Raw genomic sequence first — 18,802 nt, 5'->3', positions numbered from 1 at the left:
CCGCATAACCGGTCGACGTAAAGGGTATGCATGAGTCATGCATGACACAAGGAGAACAGCGAACCTGCTCGGAGCGGCCGCGTTGGCCGTCACGGACCTCACGCTCGGCGGGGCCACCGCAGCCGCCGGCGTCAGTGGCAGCGGAGCGGCGGCCCTCGTCGTCTTGAGCGCCGACCAGGGGATAAGCGTTACCGAGCTCGGCAGGCGGGTCGGGCTGACCCAGTCGGCGGCCGCGCGGATGGTCGACGCGCTCGCAGCGCGCGGCCTCGTCGAGCGGCGGCCGACGCTGGGCAAGTGGGTGGCGGTGCACCCGACGGCGTCCGGCCGGGCGGCGTCGGCAGATCTGCTGGACGCGCGCGGCGAGCGGCTCACCACCCTCGTCGGCACGCTCCCGCCTGCGGACCAGGAGGCACTGGCAGGCGTGCTGGAGCGCCTGCTGCGCGGGATCTACGCGCAGGTCGGGAGCTCCGAGCGGGTCTGCCGGCTGTGCGACCGGCCGTGCTGCACGGAGGCCGGCGCGATCTGCCCCGTGGGGCAGGCCGAGCGAGACGCCGCCCATGGGTGAGGCGCTCGCACTCGGAGCGGCGCTGTGTTTCGGGATCACCGACTTCGTCAGCGCGCTGCTCGCCCGCCGCGTGCACAGTGCAGCGGTCGCGCTCGTCGCGCAGCTGGGCGGGACCGCGCTGATCCTGGTGGCGGCCGTGGCTGTCCCGGCGCCGTCGGTGACGGCGGGAGCGCTCGGGTGGGGTGCCCTGTCCGGGGTCGGCACCGGGATCGGGGTCGCGTTCCTGTTCCGCGGGATGGGGATCGGGCAGCTCTCGGTGGTCGTCCCGTTGAGCGACGTCGCGGGCGTGGTCGTGCCGGTGCTGTTCGGCGTGCTCCTGCTGGGCGAGCGGCCCTCGGCGCTGTCCTGGCTGGGAATCGCCGCGGCGGCGCCCGCGCTCTGGCTGGTCACCCGCGTCGGCCGCGGGCGCGCCACGGCGGAGGGGAGCGTCGACGGGCTCGTCTCGGGGCTCGGGTTCGCGCTGCAGTTCATCGCGCTCGTTGCGGTGGACCCGGCGGCAGGGCTCTGGCCGCTCGTCGCGAGCCGCATCGCCTCCGTCGTCACGATCCCGCCGATGGCGCTCGCCGCCGGCGCCCCGCTGCGGATGCCGCGGCGCCTCGCGGTCGCGGCACTGGGCAGCGGGGCGGTCGGGACGCTCGCGATCACCTGCTACACGCTCGCCACCAGGGAGCAGCTGCTCGCGGTGGCGGTCGTGCTCGCGGCGCTGTACCCGGTGGTGCCGGTGCTGCTGGGGCTCACCGTGCTGCGGGAGCGGCTCACCGGGACGCAGACCGCGGGGCTCGGGCTGGCCGGGGCCGCGGTGGGCCTCATCGCGCTCGCCTGATCCGTGCTTCGGCGGCGGCGCCGACCACCGCCCCCAGCGCGGCCACCGCGACGCAGGCGAGCAGGGCGACGCGGACGCCCGCCGCATCCATGAGTCCGGCGACGACGAGCCCGGCGACCCCGAAGCCCACGCCGCCCGCCGCGTACAACCCCGAGAAGCCGGCAGCCCACGTGCGCTCGGGCAGGAGCTGCTGCACGCCGGCGGCGCGGGCGGTCAGCGCGGGCGTGCCGGCGAGCCCCGACAGGACGACCAGCGCGCCGACGAGACCGGCCGTGGGCGCCACCGCGGCGAGCCCGAGCACCGCGGCCACGGCCAGCACCAGCACTGCGCTCTGCGTGCGGTACGCACCGGGCCACGTCCGGCTGCCGTAGACCAGACCGCCAGCGAGCCCCGCGAGGGCGAAGACGGCGAGCAGCGGACCGGCGACGGTGCCCTCGGTGCCCACCGACTCCAGGAGGCCGGGCAGTCCGGTGTACGCGGCACCGACGCACACCATGACGGCACCCTCCTGAAGCAGCGCGGGCCAGGTCCGATGCCAGACCCGCACCTTCGCCTCCGGGTCGTCGGGTGCCGGGCCGGGATCGGCCAGCGTGCCGGCGGCGAGGGCGCCGGCCGCGGCGAGCGCGGCAACGAGGGCGATCGACCACGCGGCACCCGCCGCGAGCGTGACGAGCCCGACGACGGCGGGCCCGACCGCCCACAGCAGGGTGGTGAGGGTCGACTCGAGGCTCAGCGCGGCGTGGTGCGTGGCCGGGTCCGTCGTCCGGACCAGCAGGGCCCGCAGGCCGCCGTGCGCGCCGGACGCCACGCCGCCCGCTCCGGCCGACAGCAGGACCAGCAGCCAGAGCGGTGCCGGCGTCAGCGCCGACGCGGCGATGGCCACGAAGAGGATCGCCTGCACGCCGAGGACCAGCCGGATCTCGGAGCGTGCCGGGCGCCGGTCGAACCGCCGGCCCATGGGGCCCGCGGTGACGGCCTCGGCCGCGGCGAACACCGCGGCGAGGACCGCGCCGGCGGCGTAGGACGAGGCAGCGAGATGGCCCAGGTAGACCAGGGCCAGCGGGGACATCGCGATGGGCAGACGCTGGCAGAGGACGACGAGCGTCCAGGCGCGCATGCCGGGTGTGCGGACGACGGCGCCGTATCCGCGCATGCCCTCGGTGGTGGACATGGATGAACTCCTCTCGGCCGACTGCGCCGTACCAGTGGCGGCCGGGAGGAGGTCCGTTACAGATTTCGGGCCGGCACCGATGCCAGGTATCGCTCGAGGGTCGCCCGCACGCGGGAGCGGGCCCGGTGCAGCAGCACCCGCTGGTTGCCGGGCTCGATCTCCAGCAGCGCGCTGACCTCGGCAGATTCCCAGCCCTCGACGTCGCGGAGGGTGATCACCACGCGCTGGTTGGGCGGCAGCGCCGCGATCGCGTCGGCCACGACCGCCCGCAGCTCCCGCGACAGCGCCTCCTGCTCGGGCGCGGACCACGCCCGCGGCGGACTGGCCCAGTGGCCCGTGTTCGGCCCGGACCGGAAGAACCGCTCGGGATCGACCGCGGGGCCCGCGTCCGAGAGGCTGGAGAAGGGCAGCTCCCTGTGCTCGGCGGCGGCCCTGCGGCGCGCGATGTTGGCCAGGATCCGGCAGATCCAGGTGCGCAATGAGGAACGGCCCTCGAAGCCGTCGAGCCCGCGCAGTACCGCGATCCAGGTCTCCTGCACGCACTCCTCGGCCACTTCCCGGCTGGGCGCGTACACCAGCGCGAGCCGGACGAGGGCCGAGTGGTGGGTGTTGACCAGCCGCAGGAACGCCGCCTCGTCGCCGCGCCGCAGGGCTGCCAGGTCCGGGTCCGTCACCGGCCCTGCCGCTCGGCCGCCCACGTCCGGTAGATGTCCAGCAGCCGCGCCTCGGCCTGCGCGCTCGGCACCTCCGGCGGCAAGGACGCGCTCGCCCGGACGGTCGCGCGCACCTGGTCGACGTAGGCCGTGCAGCCGTCACAGCCCGCGAGGTGCCGGTTCACCCGTTCGGTCTCGTCGGGGCCCAGGACCCCCTCGAGGTAGTCGGTGACCCGTTCCACGAGGTCCTGGCACGCCAGCTCGTCCACCGGGCCAGTATCGCCCGCCGGAGGGCGGGCGTCGGCTGCGATCATGGCGCGGTGCCCCGATTCACCCGCGCCGAGCTGGAGGCGGCGCGCTCCCGCACCATCGAGGACGTGCTGCCCGGTCCGGGCGATCCCCCGTTGCGCGTGCTCTTCTGCGGCATCAATCCCGGGCTCGTGTCGGCCGCAACCGGACACCACTTCGCGCGCCCGGGCAACCGGTTCTGGCCCGCCCTGCACGGCGCCGGCTTCACCCCCCGCGTGCTGCTGCCGGCCGAGCAGGGTGAGCTGCGCTCTCTCGGGCTGGGGATCACGAACATGGTGCCGCGTGCGACGGCCCGGGCGGACGAGCTGACCCCTGCGGAGCTGGTGGCGGGCGGTGCTCGGCTGCGGGCGCTCGTGGCGGAGTGGCGTCCGCGCTGGCTCGCGGTCGTCGGGCTGACGGCCTACCGCACGGCGTTCGGCAAGCCCCGCGCGTCGGTCGGACCGCAGGAGGAGCGGCTGGGCACGACCGGTGTGTGGGTCCTGCCCAACCCGAGTGGGCTGAATGCCCACTGGCAGCTCCCGGCGATGATCGAGGAGTACGCCCGCCTGCGCGCCGCGGCTGCCTGACACGAGCTTGGGCCGCGGTGGGTTCCCGGCTCCGTTCGACCGTCGGCTCCCGACCCCGCGCTCGACCGGGGATGACCACCCGGGAATTCACCGGCCGGCAGGCGCGCCGGGGAACAGCAGGGTCCCGGAACGCTTCGCGCTGCGGACGAGGGCGCCGCCGCCGTGGTCGGGGTGGGCCGACCGGATCGGCTGGATAGAGCCTGGCAAGCTCGCCGTTCTGGACCGGGACGTGCTCACACCTGTCCGGTCGACGAGATCCGCGACGCGCGCGTGCTCGCGGCGGCGCCGGGCGGCGAGATCGTCTACGAGGCGTGACGGGCGTCCAGGGCCCGGGTCACGGCGTCCCTGATGGCGCGGCGGAGGGCGGCCGGCTCGTCCAGGTCGCTGCCCACGACGATGCCGTCGCGGATCATCATGAGGATCGTCGCGGTGTGCCCGGGATCGGGGTCACCGGCCGCGGCCACCAGGTCGCGGAAGATCGAGTGGTTCCAGCGACGGTAGTCGGCGATCGTCTGCCGCACGGGATGGGTCGGGTCGGGGTACTCGGCCGCCGCGTTGGTGAAGGGGCAGCCGCGGAAGCCCGGCCCGGCGCCGTTCTCACCCAGGTAGTCGAAGAAGGCCAGCAGCGCCTCGCGGGGCCCGCCCGTCGCAGCCTGCACGACGTCCTCGGTGGCGCTCTTCTGGCGCCGGTACTCCGCTTCCAGGTAGGCGCGGACGAGTTCGTCCTTGGCGGGGAAGTGGTGGTAGAAGGTCGCCTTCGCCACGCCGCTCTCGGCGATGATCCGGTCGACGCCCACCCGGTGCACGCCCTCGGCGTAGAAGAGGGCAGCCGCCGTCTCGAGGACGCGGCGGCGGGCCGGACTCTCGGATGTCCTCGTCGCCATGTCTTGACGCTACCAGACAGGTCTGTCTAGGTTGTTCCCGTGAATCAGACAGACAGGTCTGGTCAGCCTGGATCGGAGAGGGTCATGGGATCGGTCATCAAGGAGATCAGGATTGACGCGAGTCCGGAGACGGTGTGGGGCATGGTCGGCGACTTCGCGGACGGCCCCCTGAGGCTGGGACCCGACGTCTTCACCGACTGCCGGCTGGAAGGCCCCGACGTTCGCGCGCTCACCTTCGCCGACGGCACGGTCGCCAGGGAACGGTTGATCGCGCGCGACGAGCAGGCCCGGCGCATCGTCTGGGGGTGGGTCGGTGACGGGGTGGCGCACGACAACACCTCGATGCAGGTCTTCGCCGACGGCGAGACGGGCAGCAGGCTGGTGTGGATCCACGACACGCTGCCCGACGAGCTCACGGGCTGGCTCTCCACCGCCATGGACCAGATCGCCCCCGTGTTCCGGCAGGTTCTCGGGCGGGCCGGATAGTCAGCAGGCGGCGCATCCGCGGTGCGGCGGGCCGCTCGACGCCCACGTGGATGGCGTAGGCGGTCCCGCCCATCACCGCGATCGTGCCGAGTACGAGTGGCCAGCGCGGGGACGTGCTGGTCGAGCAGGTCGAGGACGATGAAGCCGATGTGGGCGTGGATCAGGTACAGGGGATAGGTGAGGTTCCCCGCCGGCGCGAATCACGGGCGCGCGAAGCGGCGGGTCGCGCCCGTGGCCACCAGCGTCATCACCGCGAAGATCGCCACGATGACGGCGACGACGACGCCGGGGTGCAGCGTGGTGTGGTACCGGTTCGCCACCGCGGCGGCGAAGCCCGTCCCGCGGAACACCGCGTTCGCGATGCAGAGGCCCAGAATCGCCACGAGCTCGTCGGACAGCCCGAAACGGTGCACGAGGAACAGGGCCATCCCGGCCACGAAGTAATGCGAGAACTGCGACTGCACCACGAGGTCCGCGTCCGCCGAAACACCGGGCGGAAGCTGCCCCGTCTCCAGGATCGCGGTGGCGGCGAGCCCAGCAGGTCGATCTCGTGCAGCCGGTCGTTCACGCGGGCTGCCGGGGCCGGACCGAGCGCACGAGCGCGGTGTCGACGAGCATGTCGAGCAGCTCTCGGTACCCGATTCCCGCGGCCTGCCACATGCGCGGGTACTGGGACGCGGCGGTGAATCCGGGAAAGGTGTTGACCTCGTTCAGCACCAGCGTGCCGTCCGGGCGGAGGAAGAAGTCCACGCGGAGCAGGCCTGCGCAACCGAGGGCGTCGAACGCGGTACGCGCCTGCGCCCGCATCCGGTCGAAGGTCGCCAGGTCGAGCGCTGCGGGCACCTCGAAGCGGGTCGCGGGGTCGGAGTACTTGGCGTGGAAGTCGAACAGGCCTCCCTCGGGCACGTGGATCTCCAGCGGCGGGCTCACGGCGAGGCCGCCGTTGGGCAGCTCCAGCACGCCGATGTCGATCTCGCGCCCGGTGACGGCGGCCTCGACGAGGACCACCGGATCACTGCGTTGCGCCTCCACGACCGCGGCGGGAAGATCGGCCCACCGTTCCACCCGGGAGACGCCGAGGCTGGAGCCGCCACGGACCGGTTTGACGAACACCGGGAGCCCGAGGCGTTCCCGCACCTCCGGATCCACGTCGACTGCGTCGTCGCGGAGGACGACCGAGTCGGCGACGGTGAGCCCGGCAACCGCGAGCAGCGCCTTCGTCCGCACCTTGTCCATGGCCAGCGCGCTGGACAGCACCCCGCAACCGACGTAGGGGACGCCCGCGAACGCGAGGCAGGACTGCAGCGTCCCGTCCTCTCCGAATGGGCCGTGCAGCGCGGGGAAGACGACGTCACACGAGCGCAGCGCCTCGATCCCCGCCAGCATGCTGCCGACAAGGGTCGTCGACGGGGCAGGGAGCAATTGTTCGAGAGCCTCCAGCGCCGCGGCGCCGCCTGCCGCGTAGGAGTCCGGATCGTCGACGTCGACGGCCCACAACCCGTCTCGGTCGATCCGGACCGGAACCGCGGTGAACCGGTCGCGGTCGAGGTGGGCCATGACGCTCGCGGCCGAGAGGCAGGACACCGCGTGCTCACCGCTGCGACCGCCGAACAGCACGGCGACCCGGATCCGCCCGTCAGCAGGCACGGATCCCCTCCTTGAGCTCGACCGACCGGTGGCCGACGCAGCGGCGCCGCACGCGCGCGCCGATCCCGGTGAGCACCTCGTGCGGGATGGTTCCGGCCCAGCCGGCCCATTCCGTGACGGTGGGCTCGCCCCAGTCGCCGGGACCGAAGATCACCACGTGGTCGGCGTCGTCCTCGCTGCCGAGGTCGACCACGAACTGGTCCATCGCGATCCGGCCCGCGACCGGGCGTCGCCTGCCGTCGACCCACACCTGTGCCTGTCCGGCCGCGGCGCGGGGCAGCCCATCGGCGTACCCGACGGGGACGAGGCCGAGCGTGGTCGGCGCCCCCGTCACGTAGTCGTGGTGGTAGGACACGCCCACCCCGGCGGCCACCGGCTTCGCCAGCACGATCGGGGCGCGCAGGGTCATCGCCGGACGCAGCCCCGCCGGCTGGCCGGGGACGGGTTCCACGCCGTAGAGACCGATGCCGAACCGGACCATGTCCAGGTGGGTCTCCGGACGGTGCAGCGCCGCGGCCGAGTTCGCCATGTGGAGCACCGCCGGCCGCAGCCCGGCGCGTTCTGCCGTCGCGACGGCCGCCTCGAACCGGGCGAGCTGGCTCGGCACCCGCGCGCCGGCCGGGTCGTCGGCGTCCGCGAGGTGCGACCACAGTCCGTGCACCGTGACGAGGCCGGCCCGCTCGTATCGGCGGGCCGTGCGCACCAGGTCGGCCCAGCCGTCGGCGGACGCGCCGCCTCGCGAAAGCCCGGTGTCGATCTTCAGGTGGATCCGAGCGGTGCGGGCGGCGCTCACCGCGCCGTGCCGCACCGCGCGCAGCTGCCCGACCGACGCCACGGACAGGTGCACGCCCGCGGCGACGGTGGCCCGCAGGTCGGCCGACGGGTGGTAGAGCCAGCACAGGATGGGCCCGCCGATCCCCGCTGCCCGCAGCGCGAGCGCCTCGCCGGTGGTCGCCACGCCGAGCCACCCGGCCCCGTGCGCGAGCGCGGTGCGGGCGACCGCGACGGCCCCGTGGCCGAACCCGTTCGCCTTCACCACGGCCATCACGGTGCTGCGGGTCCGGGAACACGCGACCCCGGTGTTGATCGCGATCGCGGCGACGTCGACCTCCGCTTCGCCCGATGTCAGTTCCGGCACCGGCACACCGTGGCGAGACGGTGTCTCACCAGGCTTTCAGCGGCGTCTCACGGCGGTGAGGTGCGTGGCCACGGTCCTCACGGGCCCACCCTGCCGGCCCGCATCGCGACGACCCCTGTGACCGCGGCGAACGCCAGTCCGAGCGACATCACCACGTTGCCGGCGACGGTTCCCGCATCCCCCGAGAGGAGGTTGGCGGTCAGTTCGCCGGCGGCCAACCCGCCGAGAACGATCCACAGCGAGATCAGCACCGAGAAGACCGGTGCCCACCAGCGACCGGACGCCGCCACCACCAGGGCAGCGCACGCCGCGATGAAGATGATCCCCGGCGGAAACCCCGGGAACTTGTCCGGATCGGCGATCCATTGAACGATCAGTCCCAGAACGCCGACCGCCAGCCCGCACAACGAAAGTTTCATGCTTCTCGGCGCTGCCGAGAATCGTGCCGCAATCGTGCTCATCACCATTCTCCCCTCACTGCTGTCGAACGGTGCCGGCGGCCGATCCGGCTCCTCTCCGGAGCACGGCCGCCGTCCCGCAGACGATCGCCGCCGCGAAACTGAGCATCTGCAGCCAGGCGGCGACGGACGCGACCCCCGTCGGAGCGGTGAGTCGGTTGGTGAAGTCCGCATCGGCGAACCCGCCGAAGAGGAAGAACGCGGACATCGCCACTGCCAGCAGCGGGGTGAAACGCCACGGCACCGTCGCGACGATCGCAGCGAACCCGAGGTAGATCAGGGGGCCCGGCCCGTCGTAGCCGGCCACCAGGCTGCCGGATTCGACGATTTCCGGACCGGCATCGCCGACCGCCGCCAGTACCAGGGCAACGCAGGTTGCGACCACCCACCTCCGGTGCCGACCAGTTTCATCAGTCATGGCTCGATCATCCGTCGCATGGCCGGGATCGGCATCAGCTCAACTCGAACCTACGCAAATCTGCGTAGCGAGACTTGCGCAAATCCGCGGTCTGAGATCACACACCGACTTCCGCGCTCAGGCATCAACTGCAGTCGGTGTATCAGCGCGGCAATTGGTGTGTGAGCGTCGGGCACACGGGTCAGGCGTCGAGGTCCTGGGCTTCCTCGTCCTCGGGCGGGGCCTCGCCCTCGCGGGCGTCGCGGTCGGCCCACTCGAGGAGCTCGTCGATGAGGAAGACGGCGTCGTCGATGCCGGCGTGCAGGTCGCCGAGCTCGGCGAAGCGGGCCGGGACGGTGGCGATGGTGAAGTCGCGCGGGTCGGCGTCGTCGACCTCGTCCCAGCGGATCGGGGTGGAGACCACCGCCTCGGGGACGCCGCGCACGGAGTACGCGCAGCGGATGGTGTGGTCGCGGGTGTTCTGGTTGTAGTCGACGAAGACCGACTTGGGGTCGCGGTCCTTGCGCCACCACGTCAGGTCGACCAGGTCGCAGCGGCGGGCGACCTCGCGGGCGAACGCGTGGGCGGCGCGGCGGACGTCGGCGAAGCCGTGGTCGGGCGGGATCCGCACGTACACGTGCATGCCCTTGCCGCCCGATGTCTTCGGCCAGCCGGTGGCGCCCAGCTCGTCGAGCACCTCGTGGGCGACGTGCGCGACGCGGCGCACGTCGGCGTAGCCGGCCTCGGGCATCGGGTCGAGGTCGATGCGCCACTCGTCGGGCTTCTCGGTGTCGAACCGCCGCGAGTTCCACGGGTGGAACTCGACCGTGGACATCTGCACCGCCCACACCACGTCGGCCGGGTGCTGCACGCACAGCTCGTCGGCGGTGCGGTTCCAGCGGGGGAAGTGGATGCGTACGGTCTGCACCCAGTCGGGTGCCCCTTTGGGCAGCCGCTTCTGGTGCACCTTCTCGCCGGTGACGCCGGTGGGGAAGCGGTGCAGCATGCACGGGCGGTCGCGCAGCGCGCGCACGATGCCGTCGGACACGGCGAGGTAGTACTTCGCCAGGTCGAGCTTGGTCTCCCCGCGCGCCGGGAAGTACACCCGGTCGGGGTTGGAGAGGCGGACGACGCGGTCGCCGACCTCCAGCTCGATGGCGGAGCCCGCCATGGTCTAGTGCCCCCTAGCGCCGCCAGGCGGTGCGCTTCCGGACCGAGTGCAGCACGAGCCCGATCGCCATGACGATCGCGAGCCCGGTGAGCCACACGTTCTCGGTGCGTCCCTGGTGGTTGCCGAGGTTCATGACCAGCAGGATGAAGACACTGACCCAGCCGGCGATGACCATGCCGCGGGGGAAGCCGCCGTGCCAGCCCCACTCCGCCGACGGCTCGTCCCGCGGGTCGACCGCGGGACGCTGTGCCAGCTCTCGGGAGTTCCGTGCCACCTGTCCTCCAGATCCGGGATGTGGGCCTCATCGTCGCACAACACGGCGGCGGGGATGATGGGCGGTGATGACCACACGCTCCGCCGTCGTGCTGGGTTCCACCGGATCCGTCGGCACGCAGGCACTCGACGTCGTCGCCGCACACCCCGGCCGGTTCACGGTCGCGGGTCTCGCGGCGGGCGGCCGCGACACCGACCTGTTGGTACGGCAGGCCGTGCAGCACCGCGTGCCCCGGCTCGCGGTGTCGGACCCCGGCAAGGCCGCCGAGCTGCGGGAGCGGCTGCCGGGCGTCGAGGTGTTGGCCGGGCCCGAGGCGGCCACCGAGCTCACCGCCACCGCGGGCGCCGACACCGTGCTCAACGGCATCACCGGCTCGGTGGGGCTCGGGCCGACGCTCGCCGCGCTCGCGTCCGGCGCCACGCTCGCGCTCGCGAACAAGGAGTCGCTGGTGGCCGGCGGACCGCTGGTCACGGGTGCGGCCGCGCCGGGGCAGATCGTGCCGGTCGACTCCGAGCACTCCGCGCTGGCGCAATGCCTTCGCGGGGGACGGGCCGATGAGGTGGAGCGGCTGGTGCTGACGGCGTCCGGCGGCCCCTTCCGCGGTCGCCGCAGGGTCGAGCTCGCGGACGTCACGGTGGCGGAGGCGCTCGCGCACCCGACGTGGGACATGGGCCCGGTCATCACGATCAACTCGGCCACCTTGATCAACAAGGGGCTCGAGGTCATCGAGGCGCACCTGCTGTTCGGGGTGCCGTACGAGCGGATCGACGTGGTGGTGCACCCGCAGTCGATCGTGCACTCGATGGTGACCTTCGTCGACGGCTCGACCATCGCGCAGGCCAGCCCACCCGACATGAAGCTGCCCATCGCGCTGGCGCTCGCGTGGCCGGACCGGCTCGCGGGGGCGGCCCGGCCCTGCCGCTGGGACACCGCGCAGAGCTGGACGTTCGAGCCGCTCGACGACGACGCGCTCCCGGGGGTGCGGTTGGCCCGCGCCGCGGGCACGGCAGGTGGATGCATCCCCGCCGTGCTGAACGCGGCGAACGAGACGGCCGTGGCCGCGTTCGTGGCCGGTGCGCTGCCGTTCCTGGGGATCTGCGACCTGCTGGAGCGCGTGCTCGACGCGGCCGACGGCTGGACCGCGGATCCCGCTACCGTGGCGGACGTGCTGGCAGCGGAGGACTGGGCGCGGGCGCGCGCGGGTGAGCTCGCCGCGTCGAGGAAGGCGACTCTCTCATGATGTTCGTGCTCGGGATCCTGCTGCTCTTCGCCGGGATCATGATCTCGGTGGCCTGGCACGAGCTCGGCCACTACCTCGCGGCGCGCAAGTTCGGCATCAAGGTGCCGGAGTTCTTCGTCGGGTTCGGCAAGACGGTCTGGTCGCGCAAGGTCGGCGAAACCGAGTTCGGGGTCAAGATGATCCCGCTCGGCGGCTACGTCCGCATGATCGGCATGCTCCCGCCCGCAAAGGGGCAGACGCTGGGCCGCAGCCGCCGCACCGGCCCGTTCCAGGGCCTCATCGACGACGCCCGGCAGCAGTCGGCCATGGACGTCATGCCGGAGGACGCGCACCGGCAGTTCTACACCCGCGCGCCCTGGAAGAGGATCATCGTGATGGCGGCGGGGCCGTTCCAGAACCTGATCCTCGCCGTCATCCTGTTCGCGATCGCGATCATGGCGATCGGCGTCCCGACCAGCAGCACCACGATCTCGACGGTCAGCCAATGCGTCCTGCCCGCCACGGCGCCGCAGACCGAGCAGTGCCCGGCGGACGCCCCGCCGAGCCCGGCCGCGGCGGCGGGCCTCCTGCCGGGCGACAAGATCGTCGCCTTCGACGGCGCGCCGGTGGCCGAGAACGACTGGCGCTCCCTGCAAGAGGTCATTCGCGCGTCCTCCGGCACGGTGACCATCACGGTGGAACGCGGCGAGCAGCGGCTCGACCTCACCCCCACCCTGATCCGCACCCAGGCCCAGGACCTGGACGACCCGGAGCGCGTCGTGGACGTGAGCTTCCTCGGCGTCACACCAGTGCCGACCATCGCGCGACAGGGCCCGGCTGCCGTGGTCGTGGCGGTCGGTGACGTCATCGTCCGCACCGCCCAGGCCATCGTCAACCTGCCCGAGCGGCTGCCGAACCTGTTCGGCTCGGCCTTCCTCGGCTCCGAACGCGACCAGGACGGCCCGGTTGGCATCGTGGGCGTGTCCCGGATCGGGGGCGAGTTCCTGGCCTCCGAGGCGTTCACCGCGACGCAGCAGGTGCTGTTCCTGCTCAACCTGCTGGCGCTGGTGAACATCTCGCTCTTCCTGTTCAACATGCTGCCGCTGCCCCCGCTCGACGGTGGGCAGATTTTCCCTGCGGTGTGGGAGGCGGTGAAGAAGCGCATCGCGCGGCTGCGCGGCAAGCCCGACCCCGGACCGGTGGACTCGGCCAAGCTGCTACCGATCGCCTACGTGGTGGCGCTGTTGTTCATCGGGTGGAGCGCGATCCTGCTGGTCGCGGATGTCGTCAATCCGATCCAGCTGCCGTTCTGAGCCGGCTTCGGGGCGCACCCGGTTTGGGCTCGCGCGCCCCGTGTCGCTCCACGCGACCCGTCGACCTGTCGCGTGAGCCGAGAACCGGTGTGTCCGGGTTGTAGATCCAGCCGCCGCGACTCCACCAGCGCCTCCACCGGCCCGGCCAGAATTATGCTGCGAATCAATGATTCGGGACACTAGCGCCCCTGTCCCACGCCGTCCTGGATCGAACGCTTCCAGTCCGCGGCGTGCCGGCGCTGGGCGTCGACCGTGGCGAGCAGGCCCGGGTCGGCCTCGGCGAACGTGTCGACGACGTCGTCCATCCGCACCGGCTCGCCGATGCGGATGACGTAGACGCTCAAGCCGCCGCCCATGTCGCGCTGCATGCCGCTCGGGTAGGTGTCGACGCGCGACCCCTGCACCGCCACCAGCCAGCCCTGAGGTTCGAGCTGCTCGCGGATCCGCACGAGGGCCTCGAACATGTCGCCCGCGCCGACGTCGATCGGCTCGCCCGACCAGTCCAGCTGCGCCCGGTACAGATCCGACGGTCCGCTGCGGCCCTGCCACGCCCAGTGGATCACCGCCTGCTGCCGCTCGTCGCCGCGGACGAGGGTGACCGGCGTGCTCTCGGCACGCGCGTCCTCGCCCTGCCGGGGGTGCGGCAGCCGGTGGTAGCTCTCGGATGCGAGTGCGCGTTCCGTCGCCTTCTGCAGCTCGGGCAGGTCGACGTACTTCGCCAGCACGTCGGTGGCCACGGACTGCTCGCCGTCGAGGATGCCGAGCAGCAGGTGCTCGACCCCGAGGTGGTGGTGGCCGTGCCGTCGGGCCCGGCGTTCGGCGTGCCGGAGCGCGTCGCGGTAGCCGGGCGTCGGTTGCAGCGGTACGGGATCTTCGGTCGCCACAGGGCCATCGTGGTCCGGATCGCGGCTTCGCGCAGGCTGGGTGGGTGATACTGGTGATCGTGAGAGTTCCCGCCGCCGCACCGGCAGCTCGCCGTTGACCGCGCTCCCCGTCCCTTCACCCGACCCGCGGCCGCTGGCCGTCTTCGACATAGACGGCGTGCTCGCCGACGTTCGGCACCGGCTGCACCACATCGAGGCGCATCCGCAGCGGTGGGAGCGCTTCTTCCAGGCCGCAGGGCGCGACCCGGTGCTGGAGGAAGGCGCGCAGCGGCTGCGGGACGCGCTCGTCGACCACGACGTCATCTACCTGACCGGCCGGCCGGAGCGCACGCGCCGCCTCACCGAACGGTGGCTCGCCCGGCACGACCTGCCCACCGGTCCCTTGCTGATGCGCGCGGACGACGACGACCGGCCGGCGCGCTACCTCAAGCGTTCCGAGCTCCGCCGCCTGTCGCGCACCCGTGACGTCGTCTCCGTGCTGGATGACGATCCCGCGGTCGTGGCCGTGCTCGCTGCGGACGGTTGGCCGGTCGAGCTGGCCACCTGGCTCCCCCACTCGTCGACGCTGCGCAGCGCGCAGCAGGACAAGGGCCGCACCTGACGCGGTAGCGTCCCGCCGTGGATCTCGAGAGCACGAACAATCCCGACTTCAGCCGCATCACCGAGGTGGGCACCCCGCGGCTCAAGAGGATATTGGCCGACAGCGCCCAGCAGGCGGCTTCCCGAGGTCACGACTTCGTCGGTGTCGAGCACGTGTTCCTCGCGATGCTCGCCGACGGCGGTTCGGTTCCGGTCCAGCTGATCGGGCGCCATCTCGACCTCGACGCCCTGCGCGACGAGCTGTCGTCGTTCATGGACAGCTACGAGAGCAGCCGTTAGGCGGCGAGCAGCCGGCCGGCGTCCGGTACCCGCGGCTCCAACCCCAGCTCCGTGAGGATCCGGTGGGTTGTGGCGGTGGCCGCGGACAGCACCGGGATGCCGGCCTCGTTCTCGACCGGCGCGATCGACGCCAGCGACGGCATCTGCACGCACGCGGAGAGCACGAGCGCATCGGCGCCAGCCAGGCTCAGTTTCTTCCAGTGCTCGCGCAGGTCGGCGGGGTCGAGGCGGGCGACGGCGAGGTTGTCGGGCACCTCGAGCGACAGGGCGTCCACCACCTCGACGCCCGCGTCCTCGAGGTAGGCCACCACCAGCTCCGTGAGCGGCTTCAGGTACGGGGTGATGATCGCGACCTTGCTGGCCCTGAGCGCCGCGATCCCCGACAGCAGGGCGCCCGCGCTCGACACGACCGGTGCGTCGGAGCCCTCGGCGCGCAGGGCGGCCGTGATCGTGTCCTCGGCGGTGCAGTGGTAGCCGGGGCCCTGCGCCATGATCGCGACGAGGCAGGCGGTGGCGACCACGTCGGGACGGGCGTCCGCCAGCTCGGTGGCCGCCCGCTCCGCCTGGGCGTTCATGGCCCGCAGCTGTTCCGGCGTGACGTGCTGCATCCGGGCCCGCGCCGAGTGGAAGACGAACCGGTCCTCGGGCAGCTCCCGCTCGCGGGCGGCGAGCATGCGGGGGAGCTCGGTCTCCATCGTGAGGTTCGAGCTCGGGACGATCATCCCGATGTGGTGCGTGCCCATGCTCAGCGCTTACCCGCGGGACGCATCTCCGGCACGGTCAGCTCGCCCGCGTCGACGATGAGCTCGTCGTCGAGGTAGAGGGAGTTGCCGCGCATCGGGATGTCGAAGTGGCAGGGGGTGTCGTTGGGGCCGCCGAGCTCGTTGTTCGGGCCGATGGAGAACATGACGTTGCCGTAGAAGCTGCGCAGCTCCATGCCCATGCCGCCGCCGAACTGGGTGAGGCCGTGCCAGTGGGCGCGCTCGTCGAGGCCCCAGCCCACGTGGCTCATGCCGTAGCCGCGCGGGTCGTCGAAGCTCGTGATGTAGGACGAGAGCAGGTCGGCATCCAGGCCGCCGCGGATGTCGCGGATGAAGCCCCCCTCGATGGTGAACTCCACCGGGGTCTGCACGTAGGTGTTGAACGGCAGCAGCACGTCCCCGGGCGCGAGGACGATCTTGCCGTCGACCCCGTCGTCGGCGCCGCCGGTGAACACGAACGCGGCGGGCCAGTGATCCCAGCGGCCGGGCTCGTCGGTGTAGCCGTACTCGCTCATCGTCGGGTAGACGCCGAGGCGGTAGGTGACGTCGGTGCCGTGCGGGCTGGTGATCCGCATGGTCTGGGCCTTGGCGAGCAACTCGGCGCCGACCTCGACGCGCTCCCGCAGCTCCTTGGTGGGCATCAGCCGGGCGAGCAGCGGGGCCGGTTCGACGGCCGTGAGGATGCGGGTGCCGGCGCCCTGGATCTCGAACTGCTCCTTGCTGAACAGCAGGAACGTGCAGTCGACGAGCATGTCGGCGCGCTTGAGCGCCTCCACCGCGAGTGGGTTGGCGGCCAGGCCGGAGTCGCCGACGGCCCACGCGCCCGACGCCGACGCGGGCGAGGGGAGCCGCAGGTGGAACGTCGCCGCGCCCAGCTTCTGCGCCGCCCACATGAACGCGTTCGCGTACTCGCCGCGCTCGTCGCCGCGGGTCAGGACGGCCACCGTCTCGCCCTCGTGCACCCCGGACAGCGTCAGCTGCTGCAGGCAGATCTCGTTGAACAGGTTCTGGTCCACAGGTCCCTCCGGAGATAGTCCGAACGCTGACGATCCCAACGTGGGCCGGTCCGGTCAAGGGCTGGCGTGTTGCGGGCACGTGACCGACGGCGTGCTTAGCTGTATAAGTGCCCCCGACCGGAAGCCCTGCACATATCTCGACGGCCCAGCTTCCCGCGGGGCGCACCGGCGAACCGGCCGAGTACGCCCGGTACGAGGCCGGTCCGCCGGCGCACCCAGCGGAAACCTGGATCCGCCGATACATGCACAGCGCTCCCGGTCGGGGGCACTAGTGGGTACCGGGGGAGTGGCGGGACGTGCGGGGATCGACCCCTCGAAGGGGTTGCCCCCGCCGGAAGAGCTGCTCGCGGCCCCTGGCTACGTCGCGCGGCGGATGCACCAGGCATACACCGCGGCCTGGGTCCGGCTCGTCGACCCGGTGCTGACGGGGCCGCAGTTCGCGGTACTCACCGCGGTGAACGCGTATCCGGGGGTCGAGCAGGGCTCGCTCGCCTCGTCCGTGGCGCTCGACCGGTCGACGATGGCGAGCATCGTGCGCCGGCTGGAGGACCGCGGCCTGATCGTCCGCGAGCGGCCCGCCGAGGACGGGCGCAAGCGCCTGCTGCGCCTCACGCCCGAGGGTGAGACCACGCTCCGCGAGACCGACCGCAGGGCCCGTGACCTGGACAAACTGCTGATGCAGGGCTACGACCGCGCCGAGCAGGTGGCGTTGCTGCGCCGCCTCACCGCGCTGACGGAGCACTGGGAGAGTCTGGTCGACGACTGACCTGCTCACGGGTTTCTGACGCGTTACAGCTCGCCGAACCCCTTGCGCTCCTGGATCGTCAGTGTTCGGATTATCGCCCGTCGGGGATGCTCGGCATCTGTCCACTGTGGATCAAGGAGGGGTAGTGCCTCCCAGCCAGTCCTTCGCCGTCACCATCGCCGGTGGCGGCCTCGGCGGTCTCACCACCGCGCTCGCGCTGCGCAGGCGCGGGCTGCGGGCCACCGTGCTGGAGCAGGCGCCGGAGCTCGGTGAGGTGGGCGCCGGGATCCAGACGGCCCCCAACGCGAGCCGGATCCTGCTCGGCCTCGGGCTGCGCAGGCAGCTCGAGGCGATCCACACCGAGCCGCAGGACCAGGTGCGCCGCCGCTGGAAGGACGGCAGCGTCATCGCCACGCTCCCGCTCGGCGACCGGGTCAAGCGCGAGTTCGACGCGCCCTACTGGCACTACCACCGCGCCGACCTGCACAAGGTCCTGCTCGACGCCTGCCTCGACCCGGACGGGGCCGGGCCGGTCGTCGAGGTGCACACCGGCGCGCAGGTCGTCGACATCGACCTCGCCGACCCGACCCGGCCCGTCGCGCTCACCACCGACGGTCGCCGCTTCCCGGGCGACGTGCTCGTCGGCGCCGACGGCATCCGCTCGGCCGTCCGCGACGCGATGGGCCTGCCCGACACGCTCGCCTTCTCCGGGGAGATGGCCTACCGCGCCCTCATCCCCGGCGACAAGATCGCGGCCGACCCCGCGACCCGTTTCCTGCTCGACCGGTTCCACTCCACGATCTGGTACGGCCCGGACCTGCACCTCGTGCACTACTTCATCCGCGGTGGCGAGTACCTCAACGTCGTCGCGATCGTCCCGAACACCCTCGACGTCGAGACGACGTGGACGGGGCCGGCCACCGCGGACGAGATGGTCGACGCGTTCTCCGGCTGGGACGACCGGGTGGCGGCCATGCTGTCCAAGGCCGAGGGCGACGCCTCCAAGTGGGCGATGTTCCGCCGCCACCGCGACCCGGTGTGGGTGGACGACCACGTCGCGCTCCTCGGCGATGCCTGCCACGCGATGCTGCCCTACCAGGCGCAGGGTGCGTCGCAGGCGATGGAGGACGCCGCCGTGCTGGCCGAGGAGCTGGGCGCGGTCACCCGCGACGGGATCGCCGGAGCACTCGTCCGGTACGTGTCCCGCCGAGCCACGCACGCCGGCATGGTCCAGGATGCCTCCCTGGAGAACATGCGCTTCTACCACCTGCCCGACGGCCCGGAGCAGGAGGAGCGCGACCGCAGGTTGCGCAATTTCCAGGGTGAGTCAGACGTTTCCTACGACTGGCTCTGGCGGGGCACCCCGCTGAACAACCCTGACGTCGAGTCCTTCTCCTACCCGTTCGTGCGCTGATCCCCGAGAACGCGATTTTCCGAGAACGG

24 protein-coding genes are annotated in these 18,802 nt (G+C 72.3%); 10 read left to right on the top strand and 14 right to left on the bottom strand.

The genetic code is table 11. The features are described from left to right. Window positions 1-37: 37 nt before the first annotated feature. On the top strand, window positions 38-565 hold the full coding sequence (locus tag K1T35_RS32550) for a MarR family winged helix-turn-helix transcriptional regulator (protein WP_220255599.1): 528 nt from the start codon (window positions 38-40) through the stop codon (window positions 563-565). Further along, window positions 558-1,388 carry a DMT family transporter gene (locus K1T35_RS32545; protein WP_220255598.1) on the top strand — a complete coding sequence of 277 codons (831 nt, stop codon included), beginning with the start codon at window positions 558-560 and terminating at the stop codon, window positions 1,386-1,388. Before K1T35_RS32550 ends, K1T35_RS32545 begins: the two co-directional genes overlap by 8 nt. Here K1T35_RS32545 and K1T35_RS32540 read toward each other — a convergent pair. The 3 genes from K1T35_RS32540 to K1T35_RS32530 are packed head-to-tail and all read right to left on the bottom strand — an operon-like array spanning window position 1,372 to window position 3,481. After that, on the bottom strand, window positions 1,372-2,559 hold the full coding sequence (locus K1T35_RS32540) for an MFS transporter (protein WP_220255597.1): 1,188 nt from the start codon (window positions 2,557-2,559) through the stop codon (window positions 1,372-1,374). The genes K1T35_RS32545 and K1T35_RS32540 overlap by 17 nt on opposite strands. Window positions 2,560-2,615: 56 nt before the next feature. Continuing rightward, window positions 2,616-3,233, bottom strand: coding sequence for an RNA polymerase sigma factor (locus tag K1T35_RS32535; RefSeq protein WP_220255596.1), 618 nt, complete (start codon window positions 3,231-3,233; stop codon window positions 2,616-2,618). Beyond that, window positions 3,230-3,481 carry an anti-sigma factor gene (locus K1T35_RS32530; protein ID WP_220255595.1) on the bottom strand — a complete coding sequence of 84 codons (252 nt, stop codon included), beginning with the start codon at window positions 3,479-3,481 and terminating at the stop codon, window positions 3,230-3,232. The genes K1T35_RS32535 and K1T35_RS32530 overlap by 4 nt, the downstream gene beginning before the upstream one ends. 51 nt (window positions 3,482-3,532) lie before the next feature. Here K1T35_RS32530 and mug point away from each other — a divergent pair, with 51 nt between their 5' ends. Further along, window positions 3,533-4,087 carry a G/U mismatch-specific DNA glycosylase gene (mug, locus tag K1T35_RS32525; RefSeq protein ID WP_220255594.1) on the top strand — a complete coding sequence of 185 codons (555 nt, stop codon included), beginning with the start codon at window positions 3,533-3,535 and terminating at the stop codon, window positions 4,085-4,087. A gap of 302 nt (window positions 4,088-4,389) precedes the next feature. Here the strand turns inward: mug and K1T35_RS32520 are convergent, their stop codons facing one another. Beyond that, window positions 4,390-4,971, bottom strand: a complete 582-nt coding sequence (locus K1T35_RS32520; protein WP_220255593.1) for a TetR/AcrR family transcriptional regulator — start codon at window positions 4,969-4,971, stop codon at window positions 4,390-4,392. Between the two features lie 84 nt (window positions 4,972-5,055). Between K1T35_RS32520 and K1T35_RS32515 the strand changes: the two genes are divergently transcribed. Continuing rightward, complete coding sequence (locus tag K1T35_RS32515) at window positions 5,056-5,457, top strand: SRPBCC family protein (RefSeq protein ID WP_220255592.1); 402 nt, start codon at window positions 5,056-5,058, stop codon at window positions 5,455-5,457. Window positions 5,458-5,657: 200 nt separating this feature from the next. On the opposite strand, the gene K1T35_RS32510 is transcribed toward K1T35_RS32515, so the two are convergent. The 7 genes from K1T35_RS32510 to K1T35_RS32480 all read right to left on the bottom strand — a co-directional run bounded on the left by K1T35_RS32510 (window position 5,658) and on the right by K1T35_RS32480 (window position 10,542). After that, complete coding sequence (locus tag K1T35_RS32510; protein WP_220255591.1) at window positions 5,658-5,921, bottom strand: hypothetical protein; 264 nt, start codon at window positions 5,919-5,921, stop codon at window positions 5,658-5,660. 100 nt (window positions 5,922-6,021) lie between these two features. Then, window positions 6,022-7,104 carry a D-alanine--D-alanine ligase family protein gene (locus K1T35_RS32505; protein WP_255621000.1) on the bottom strand — a complete coding sequence of 361 codons (1,083 nt, stop codon included), beginning with the start codon at window positions 7,102-7,104 and terminating at the stop codon, window positions 6,022-6,024. After that, window positions 7,094-8,242, bottom strand: a complete 1,149-nt coding sequence (gene alr / locus K1T35_RS32500; protein WP_220255590.1) for an alanine racemase — start codon at window positions 8,240-8,242, stop codon at window positions 7,094-7,096. Before alr ends, K1T35_RS32505 begins: the two co-directional genes overlap by 11 nt. A 77-nt stretch (window positions 8,243-8,319) precedes the next feature. Beyond that, on the bottom strand, window positions 8,320-8,703 hold the full coding sequence (locus tag K1T35_RS32495) for a hypothetical protein (protein ID WP_255620999.1): 384 nt from the start codon (window positions 8,701-8,703) through the stop codon (window positions 8,320-8,322). A 13-nt stretch (window positions 8,704-8,716) separates the two neighbouring features. Continuing rightward, window positions 8,717-9,118, bottom strand: coding sequence for a hypothetical protein (locus tag K1T35_RS32490; RefSeq protein ID WP_220255589.1), 402 nt, complete (start codon window positions 9,116-9,118; stop codon window positions 8,717-8,719). A 181-nt stretch (window positions 9,119-9,299) separates the two neighbouring features. Then, entirely contained in the window at window positions 9,300-10,268 is a 969-nt protein-coding gene (gene ligD / locus K1T35_RS32485) for a non-homologous end-joining DNA ligase (RefSeq protein ID WP_220255588.1), read from the bottom strand. Between the two features lie 13 nt (window positions 10,269-10,281). After that, window positions 10,282-10,542: a DUF2631 domain-containing protein gene (locus K1T35_RS32480; RefSeq protein WP_220255587.1), complete on the bottom strand. Its 261-nt coding sequence runs from the start codon at window positions 10,540-10,542 to the stop codon at window positions 10,282-10,284. 67 nt (window positions 10,543-10,609) lie between these two features. Between K1T35_RS32480 and dxr the strand changes: the two genes are divergently transcribed. Together dxr and K1T35_RS32470 are read left to right on the top strand one after the other, a co-directional pair. Continuing rightward, a complete protein-coding gene (dxr, locus tag K1T35_RS32475; protein WP_220255586.1) occupies window positions 10,610-11,782 on the top strand; it encodes a 1-deoxy-D-xylulose-5-phosphate reductoisomerase in 1,173 nt (390 codons plus the stop codon). Next, on the top strand, window positions 11,779-13,074 hold the full coding sequence (locus tag K1T35_RS32470; RefSeq protein WP_220255585.1) for an RIP metalloprotease: 1,296 nt from the start codon (window positions 11,779-11,781) through the stop codon (window positions 13,072-13,074). The genes dxr and K1T35_RS32470 overlap by 4 nt, the downstream gene beginning before the upstream one ends. 179 nt (window positions 13,075-13,253) lie before the next feature. On the opposite strand, the gene K1T35_RS32465 is transcribed toward K1T35_RS32470, so the two are convergent. Beyond that, window positions 13,254-13,958: a Clp protease N-terminal domain-containing protein gene (locus tag K1T35_RS32465; RefSeq protein WP_220255584.1), complete on the bottom strand. Its 705-nt coding sequence runs from the start codon at window positions 13,956-13,958 to the stop codon at window positions 13,254-13,256. 94 nt (window positions 13,959-14,052) lie between these two features. Here K1T35_RS32465 and K1T35_RS32460 point away from each other — a divergent pair, with 94 nt between their 5' ends. Both K1T35_RS32460 and K1T35_RS32455 read left to right on the top strand, forming a co-directional pair. After that, window positions 14,053-14,559 (top strand): hypothetical protein, encoded by a 507-nt coding sequence (locus tag K1T35_RS32460; RefSeq protein WP_220255583.1) that lies wholly within the window; start codon window positions 14,053-14,055, stop codon window positions 14,557-14,559. A gap of 17 nt (window positions 14,560-14,576) precedes the next feature. After that, complete coding sequence (locus K1T35_RS32455) at window positions 14,577-14,837, top strand: Clp protease N-terminal domain-containing protein (protein WP_220255582.1); 261 nt, start codon at window positions 14,577-14,579, stop codon at window positions 14,835-14,837. Here the strand turns inward: K1T35_RS32455 and K1T35_RS32450 are convergent. Together K1T35_RS32450 and K1T35_RS32445 are read right to left on the bottom strand one after the other, a co-directional pair. Continuing rightward, complete coding sequence (locus K1T35_RS32450) at window positions 14,834-15,580, bottom strand: aspartate/glutamate racemase family protein (protein ID WP_220255581.1); 747 nt, start codon at window positions 15,578-15,580, stop codon at window positions 14,834-14,836. The two genes, K1T35_RS32455 and K1T35_RS32450, sit on opposite strands and share 4 nt — an antisense overlap. A gap of 2 nt (window positions 15,581-15,582) precedes the next feature. Then, window positions 15,583-16,614 (bottom strand): leucyl aminopeptidase, encoded by a 1,032-nt coding sequence (locus K1T35_RS32445; protein ID WP_220255580.1) that lies wholly within the window; start codon window positions 16,612-16,614, stop codon window positions 15,583-15,585. 286 nt (window positions 16,615-16,900) lie between these two features. On the opposite strand from K1T35_RS32445, the gene K1T35_RS32440 reads away from it, so the two are divergent. Beyond that, window positions 16,901-17,380, top strand: coding sequence for a MarR family winged helix-turn-helix transcriptional regulator (locus K1T35_RS32440; RefSeq protein ID WP_255620998.1), 480 nt, complete (start codon window positions 16,901-16,903; stop codon window positions 17,378-17,380). A 124-nt stretch (window positions 17,381-17,504) separates the two neighbouring features. Then, complete coding sequence (locus K1T35_RS32435) at window positions 17,505-18,773, top strand: FAD-dependent monooxygenase (protein WP_220255579.1); 1,269 nt, start codon at window positions 17,505-17,507, stop codon at window positions 18,771-18,773. Window positions 18,774-18,802 lie beyond the last annotated feature (29 nt).

It is taken from the genome of Pseudonocardia sp. DSM 110487 (assembly GCF_019468565.1).
Taxonomy (GTDB): domain Bacteria; phylum Actinomycetota; class Actinomycetes; order Mycobacteriales; family Pseudonocardiaceae; genus Pseudonocardia.
This window is presented reverse-complemented; position numbering and strand designations above follow the sequence as displayed.